This window comes from Bacillus sp. 05T21 (assembly GCF_056396785.1).
Genome location: NZ_JBFTMD010000063.1, coordinates 1 through 6,593, shown reverse-complemented (window position 1 = coordinate 6,593; position 6,593 = coordinate 1). Strand labels below are relative to the sequence as shown.

Below are 6,593 nucleotides of genomic sequence, written 5' to 3'. Positions count from 1 at the left end.
CATGAAAAGAGTCATTATTAAAGTAAAGTATTAGGGGTTCAGTCACATGTCCATCAAACTAACAGATAAAAATATTGTTTTTTTACACTTGGAGGTAATTAATATTTTTAAGTTGATGGGCATGGGGTCACCATATCAAAAAAAGAAAATTGTACGTTTRGACACAWTTTAGACACAAAATAACCGGTACCTTGTGCGTTAAGGAACCGGTTATTAGTGTTGCAAAACTTTTACTAAACTTATTTATAATGACTTAATTTATTTACATAGGCATACCTGGTAAAAACTTCGCTATTAATACAATAATTGCCGCTAAGAAGAACGCTTTAATAATGAATAGGATAATAATTGGAATCGATGCTTTCACTTTGCTTAATCCAGCTGTAATATGTAATCCAAGCCAAATTAAGACCAAATTCCATACATAGAATACTTCAATTGTATTACCAATTCCATATGCAAATGTACCTTCCTTAAATAACAACCCTAAACTAGTATAATAAGTCGTTTTACTACCAAAGATTAGACTTAAAATTGTATTAATAAGTCCACCAATAATAAGGACAATGTTTGTATAAACTACAATATTCAATAAGATTTTGTAAGGCGTATCATTACCAAAGAACATCATAAATATTTTATAAATAGCTGCTATAAATAGTGTTCCAATTATTGCACCAGCAAAGCTCGATCCAATTCCAGAAATAACTTCAGATGTAAGTGAACTTTGCCCAGCAAGATCACCTAATTCTTTTTTTATTTTAACCATCTCAGGTGATGTATACATAACATACGCACTTAAACCACCTAGTAATCCTTGTAACAATGCAACTAGGAAGAACATACCCCAAACTTTCTCGCTCATCTTCATTCTCTCAAACTGTAAACCTGGAGAAGTAATTATCCCAAATATAGAGGGCTTCTCTCCGCCAACTTTTTGCGTATTCAAATTCGCTTCCATCATAATTCCTCCTTCTATTTATATAATCCGTTATAACGGGCAGTGACGTGTAATAGAGAATCCTACTACTACACTAATAATCTAATCATAACGAAGTGCTTCAATTGGATCTAATTGAAGTAGCTTTGTTCATTCAGATTAATTACCAAAATAATACCTCACGTCATAGAGCGTAATACGCCTAACGACACCTTCCCAAGAAACAAGTGGTGGCCATTTTGCAAACGCGGAAACAATATATGCACCACCATAACCAAGTCCAATTCCTATCAATCCACCAAGAAGCGTTAACATAACTGTTTCTTGGCGGATTGTAATAAAATTTTTAAAGATTAATTTTCATCTTCTATTTTTCGAAGAAGTAACCATTCAACTAGTACATAGAGCGCAATAGGAACAATAATGCCAAGAATGACAAAAGTTTGGTTTTTACCATCTTGGAAAAATTCTTTCGTTTGTGGAATCCGTAATAATAAACCAAAGATTCCTAAAGTGATAACAAAAGTAAGACCTCCAAAGAGTTCTCGTTTCTTTTTGAATATAACATAAACGGTAGACACGATTAAAATAACTAGAATGGCAATCCAATCAAATGGAGCACCAATCTTTACAATTCCCTGTTTCGGTGTATACAGCCGAATAAGGAAAAATACACCAAATGGAATCATTGCCATTATCCATACTACGAAAAATTTAATTAACTTTGGTAATTGCATTTTCATATAAATACTCAGATGTAACAATTTAAAAGTACCATAAACTAATGCAACCGAGAATATCCCATTCAGCAATATAACTAATACATTTACTTGTAATGTTGGTGCTGTAAAACTACCGACAATGACGTAAAACGTACTAATTAAAAAAATCAAGCCACTTATTTTAAACATCGAGTTCCATGAAGGTTTCTCAAATTGTTTTGTCAGCTGATTGACGATTTCCTTCGGATTTTTACCGAAATACTCTTCTGCGGATTCACCGTGCTTTTGCGCTTCTAAAATATCTTGTAATATTGCCATTAAATGTTGTTCTGTTTCTAATTCTTCATAGAAAAAACCAAATGTTCGCATATACATTAAAATATCTTCATAGTACACTTTATTTTCTGGGGACAGCTGTTCTCTAAGCTTGTTGTTTTTCTCCACTAATTGTTTAGCTGAATTATTTTTCATCCAATTCACTCTCCGCTTTATTCATAATCCGATTCACTTTTACAATCAATGAACTCCATTGTTCTTCAAAACCCTCTAATTGTTTTTCTCCTTCATTTGTAATAAAGAAGTATTTCCGATTCGGTCCATCTGATGAAGCGAGCTCCTTACTTTTAATTAACTCTTGTTTCTCTAACTTTTGCAGTAGAGGATAAATCGTTCCACCTACTATTGTTGTAAACCCATAATTACGCATTATTTGTACAAGTTCATAACCGTACACTTGTTGTTGTTTAATAATAGATAGTACACAACCTTCAAGTACGCCCTTTAATAATTGTGTCTCCTTCATTTACTCACCTCACTAATTTGTAATACATATTAGTTAAATGTACTATATTATGTAACAACTAGTTTGTAAAACATACTAGATAAACATACTGTATCATACAACAACTAGTTTGTAAAACATACTAGTTGTTGTATGATAGCTTTTTTTTTGTCATCCTACAAAAGAAATCTAATCTTTTTTCTTGAGTTCTTTTTCTATCTATGTGCAATTTATCATTTGAAAACTATGCAAAATACCTCCTAAAGTTACACTTTGTAATGTTTGTTAAAACCCATATCAAGGAGTTGTTCTTTTTAAGATTACCCCCAAAATTTTAACGAATATATACAATAAACAAATTTCGAAATAAAATAAGCCGAATTTCATAATCTAAGAAAAATTCGACGTCTATTCTATAAATTATTCTGCACTTTAGTTAAATCATATTCTTTCATTATTTTATAGAAAGTATTTTTCTTCAATTCAAGTAACTCCATAAATTGGACACCTGTTATTTCTCTATTTTTCCACTTTGAATAAGTTTTTTCTATTATATGTAGTTGCTGTTGGCTTAATGTTGAAAGAGTAAGTTGAGGACGTCCTAAATGCTTTCCCTGCGCTTTCGCAATTGCAATCCCTTCCGCTTGTCTCTGATGAATTTTTTTTCGTTCTTGATCGGCAACATAGGAAAGCAAAGATAAAAATTGATCTTCCATTAATCGTCCCATATCTCCCATCTCACGAAATTTTCGACTATCAAACAGTGTTTCATTTTCTAAAACAACAATATCAGCTTGTAATTCTCTCGTGATGTACTTCCATTCTGAAATTACCTCATCATAATTACGCCCCATACGATCTAAAGCATCTATGTAAACAATGTCACCTGTACTCAATATCTTTCGTAATAATTGGTACTGAGGACGATCAAAATGTCGTCCACTTGCCTTATCGACAAAAATACGTCGAGCTTCCACTCCACGTTCCATCATCTTATGTAATTGACGTTGTTCATTTTGATCTTTTGTACTTACACGTATATATCCATAAATATTTGCCACGTTTTGTATTCTCCTTGTATTTGTTACCACAATTATACCATTTTTGTTTATAAAGGTATTCATTGAAAATAAACGTTTATAAAATAATTTAAATCACCTTTATAAACTTGATATTTCAATGTTTCATAGATGGTCCTTAACCGTTTACAAAGGTATACCTTTATAAACACGAGGTTTTTGAAACAAGAAAATGTGTCCTTAAGTGAATTTGAAAGTAAACAAATGGCTAAAAGTTTACATTGGGAAATAGATAAAAAATTTTTATTCATTTCATTAGCAAACATAAATGTTCAATAAAGATACTTAATTACAAATACAATTATTTGATTTATAATTATATTTAGAAAACAGAATAGAAAGGTCTTGGTAATATGTTGGGTATTGATGTTATAAAAACAACAGAGGAATTAATTATTAAATGGCAATTGGCAAAAGTTAATATTCCATTAAATGAAATTATTGAAGTTACTGAAGATGATACTTATGCTGGCGTTGAAAAAAATGATGCAATTCGAATTGGGACACCTTATGCTACAACTGATCGCATCTTAATTAAAACTAAAAAGCAAGATTATGTATTATTTACTACTAATAAAGTTTCAATTTTAAATAAAATAAATGCTTAATAACTTGATTGGTTTAATATAATTCTTTAGAAAAAAGGCGACTAATGTAAAGTCGTCTTTTTTTCTTTTAATAAATTTGAAAGTAAACTAATGGGTAAAAGTTTACATTGGAGTTTTGAATCATTTATAGCTAATTTTGTAATAAATTTCTCAATATAGATATACTTGTTAATTATGGTTTTAATATTCAAAATTAACAAAAATTAAAGTATAATAAAAACATGATGGTTATCACTTATGTTTACTCCTTGTGCTGAAGATAAGATCGTATTCTCCGATCTTATCTTTTTTTGTTTGTAGAAATTTAATGCAAAAAAATAGAATCCTTATACTAGGGGCACGGCAACCATTCGTTCTTTTTCGGGCCACTTGCAAAAAACTTTCAAAGTTATGATAAAACAATGAATTTAAGGTAATTAGATTTGAAATTTTCAAGAATACTTGCTTAAAATGTGTTCCGTAAACATATTTTAAGCAATATTTACAGGTGTTCTGTAAACTAATCTTGTTAAATTCATCTCAAAAAGTTAACGGAACTCTAATTCTGTTAACAAAAATATATATCAAGTAATATTTATATTAAAAGATAAAACATAGGAAGAAGTTAAAAATAGATACTTTTGAAATCGTTTTGTTTTTGTGAGTGTTAACTTTAAAGGTACATCTACATACCTTGCATTACAAGTTATTATGTGTTATTTTTATATCCATAACACTTGCATTGCAAGTTATTATTGTAATCATTTACCTTGTATTACAAGCTACTAGAAAATATGTATGAAAAGGGGGATGAAATGGCAGACTCAACGCAAATGTTAAAAGGTATTTTAGATGGATGTATTTTAGCCATTATTCAAGAAGGGGAAATATACGGTTACGAATTAACGGAGAAATTGCATAGCTATGGCTTTCATTCGTTTAGTGAAGGAACGATATATCCATTATTATTACGTATGCAAAAAGAAGGATTAGTTACGAGTGTATTAAGGGAATCTACGGCTGGTCCAAAACGAAAATACTACTTGTTATCAGAATTAGGTGAAAAAGAATTGGATAGTTTTAAAGAGCGTTGGAGCGATTTAAAACTATCTGTTGAAAATGTGATTAATAAAGGGGGAAAATAGCATGTTATCAACGAAGTCTGAACAATTTTTAGTCGAACTTAGAATGTATTTATTGCAACGAGGAAAAAAAGATGAAGATATAAATGGAATCGTGGAAGAATTAGAAGTTCATTTAATAGAAGCTGAAAACAAGGGGAAAAGTGTAGATACTATTATTGGAAAAAGCCGAAAACAACATATGAAGAATATTGGGAAAGAACTACCTGTAGATAAAGAAGGATTGTTCGTATTAATTCCTGCAGCAATTCTAGTTATTGTCGCTTATATGTGCTTTGCTCCAACTATTAGAGGACAATTCAAAATTTCACAAAACATATTGTTATTTGGATCATTACCCTTATTTCTGACCCTTTCTGTATTTGCAATTACACTATTCAAAGGGATTCCTAAAGTATATCCATCTACAAAAAGTTCACTATTTCTTGTAATGTTAGCTAATTTTATTGCTATCGGAGTCTGGGTAGGATTCTATTTTTGGATGAATAAACAAATTGATACCGATTATTTTGTGGCAACTACACTACAAAATTATAGTATTGCGGCTGTTTGTATTCTGATTTTTATTATGTTTGCGTTGTATACAAAATCGTGGATTACGATTTTTGTAGCATTTTCAATGTGTATAGGCCCAATCTTAGAAAGGGTAATCCCAGGTGAAATAAATAAAGACCCACTGTATATTACAGTAACGATTATCGGTTGTGTTGTCATAGGTATTTGTTTAGGGATATATTTCTACAAAAAAAAGAAAAAATCATGAAACAAGCCATTAAACAGGATGAAGCTTGGGCGATATACAAAATCCTAATTTGGATTGTATTCATTTAAACGTCTATTATATATATCTATTTTTCGATAAGTATTAGCATAAAGGAATACATTTTGGTTAATCTTCTTTCCAAATGTATTCCTTTTATTTGGCGTACCGCCAACATTTTAACGAAAATATACGCTAAGCAAGATTCGACATGAGAAAACGTTGATTCTACTACTCTAAGCGGTATCACCAACAAATGCACTTCAATGTAAAAGGTGCTGAAAAGAGCTTAAATAGTGTCTCAAAACTCATCTTTAAATCAAATTCTCAATTTAACTTGTGTTATGGAGTTTTGAGAATCCCTTAGCGTATAAAAGCATTAAAATGTGCGTCTTACTCCTTTTTAGCGGTTCTGTTGCAAAGTTTTCTAAATGAAGCTACACTCTAGAAAAAAAGAATGAGGAGAATCACAAGTGCGATATTTTAAAGGGAAACAGTTCAAGAAAGATATTATTTTGGTAGCCGTTGGCTATTACTGTCGTTTTTCTTTAAGCTATTTACTGTCGTTTTTCTTTAAGCTAT

7 protein-coding genes and 1 pseudogene are annotated in these 6,593 nt (G+C 30.6%); 3 read left to right on the top strand and 5 right to left on the bottom strand.

All coding sequences use genetic code 11. The features are described from left to right. Positions 1 to 262 precede the first annotated feature (262 nt). From yknW to AC1DKZ_RS32395, 5 genes and pseudogenes are all read right to left on the bottom strand, one after another. Positions 263 to 961, bottom strand: coding sequence for a YknW family membrane protein (gene yknW, locus AC1DKZ_RS32415; protein WP_476997938.1), 699 nt, complete (start codon positions 959 to 961; stop codon positions 263 to 265). A gap of 81 nt (positions 962 to 1,042) precedes the next feature. After that, positions 1,043 to 1,264 (bottom strand): annotated as a pseudogene (locus AC1DKZ_RS32410) (macrolide ABC transporter permease); the annotation flags it as partial. A gap of 29 nt (positions 1,265 to 1,293) precedes the next feature. Continuing rightward, positions 1,294 to 2,133, bottom strand: a complete 840-nt coding sequence (locus AC1DKZ_RS32405; RefSeq protein WP_476997937.1) for a DUF1129 domain-containing protein — start codon at positions 2,131 to 2,133, stop codon at positions 1,294 to 1,296. Beyond that, complete coding sequence (locus tag AC1DKZ_RS32400) at positions 2,123 to 2,464, bottom strand: PadR family transcriptional regulator (RefSeq protein ID WP_476997936.1); 342 nt, start codon at positions 2,462 to 2,464, stop codon at positions 2,123 to 2,125. Before AC1DKZ_RS32400 ends, AC1DKZ_RS32405 begins: the two co-directional genes overlap by 11 nt. Positions 2,465 to 2,856: 392 nt before the next feature. Continuing rightward, positions 2,857 to 3,534 carry a recombinase family protein gene (locus tag AC1DKZ_RS32395; RefSeq protein WP_476997935.1) on the bottom strand — a complete coding sequence of 226 codons (678 nt, stop codon included), beginning with the start codon at positions 3,532 to 3,534 and terminating at the stop codon, positions 2,857 to 2,859. Between the two features lie 341 nt (positions 3,535 to 3,875). On the opposite strand from AC1DKZ_RS32395, the gene AC1DKZ_RS32390 reads away from it, so the two are divergent. From AC1DKZ_RS32390 to AC1DKZ_RS32380, 3 genes are all read left to right on the top strand, one after another. Continuing rightward, positions 3,876 to 4,130, top strand: coding sequence for a SunI/YnzG family protein (locus tag AC1DKZ_RS32390; RefSeq protein WP_044440149.1), 255 nt, complete (start codon positions 3,876 to 3,878; stop codon positions 4,128 to 4,130). Positions 4,131 to 4,924: 794 nt separating this feature from the next. Further along, complete coding sequence (locus AC1DKZ_RS32385) at positions 4,925 to 5,254, top strand: PadR family transcriptional regulator (RefSeq protein WP_078177303.1); 330 nt, start codon at positions 4,925 to 4,927, stop codon at positions 5,252 to 5,254. Position 5,255: 1 nt separating this feature from the next. Then, positions 5,256 to 6,014 (top strand): NADH dehydrogenase subunit, encoded by a 759-nt coding sequence (locus tag AC1DKZ_RS32380; protein WP_476997934.1) that lies wholly within the window; start codon positions 5,256 to 5,258, stop codon positions 6,012 to 6,014. Positions 6,015 to 6,593: the final 579 nt, after the last annotated feature.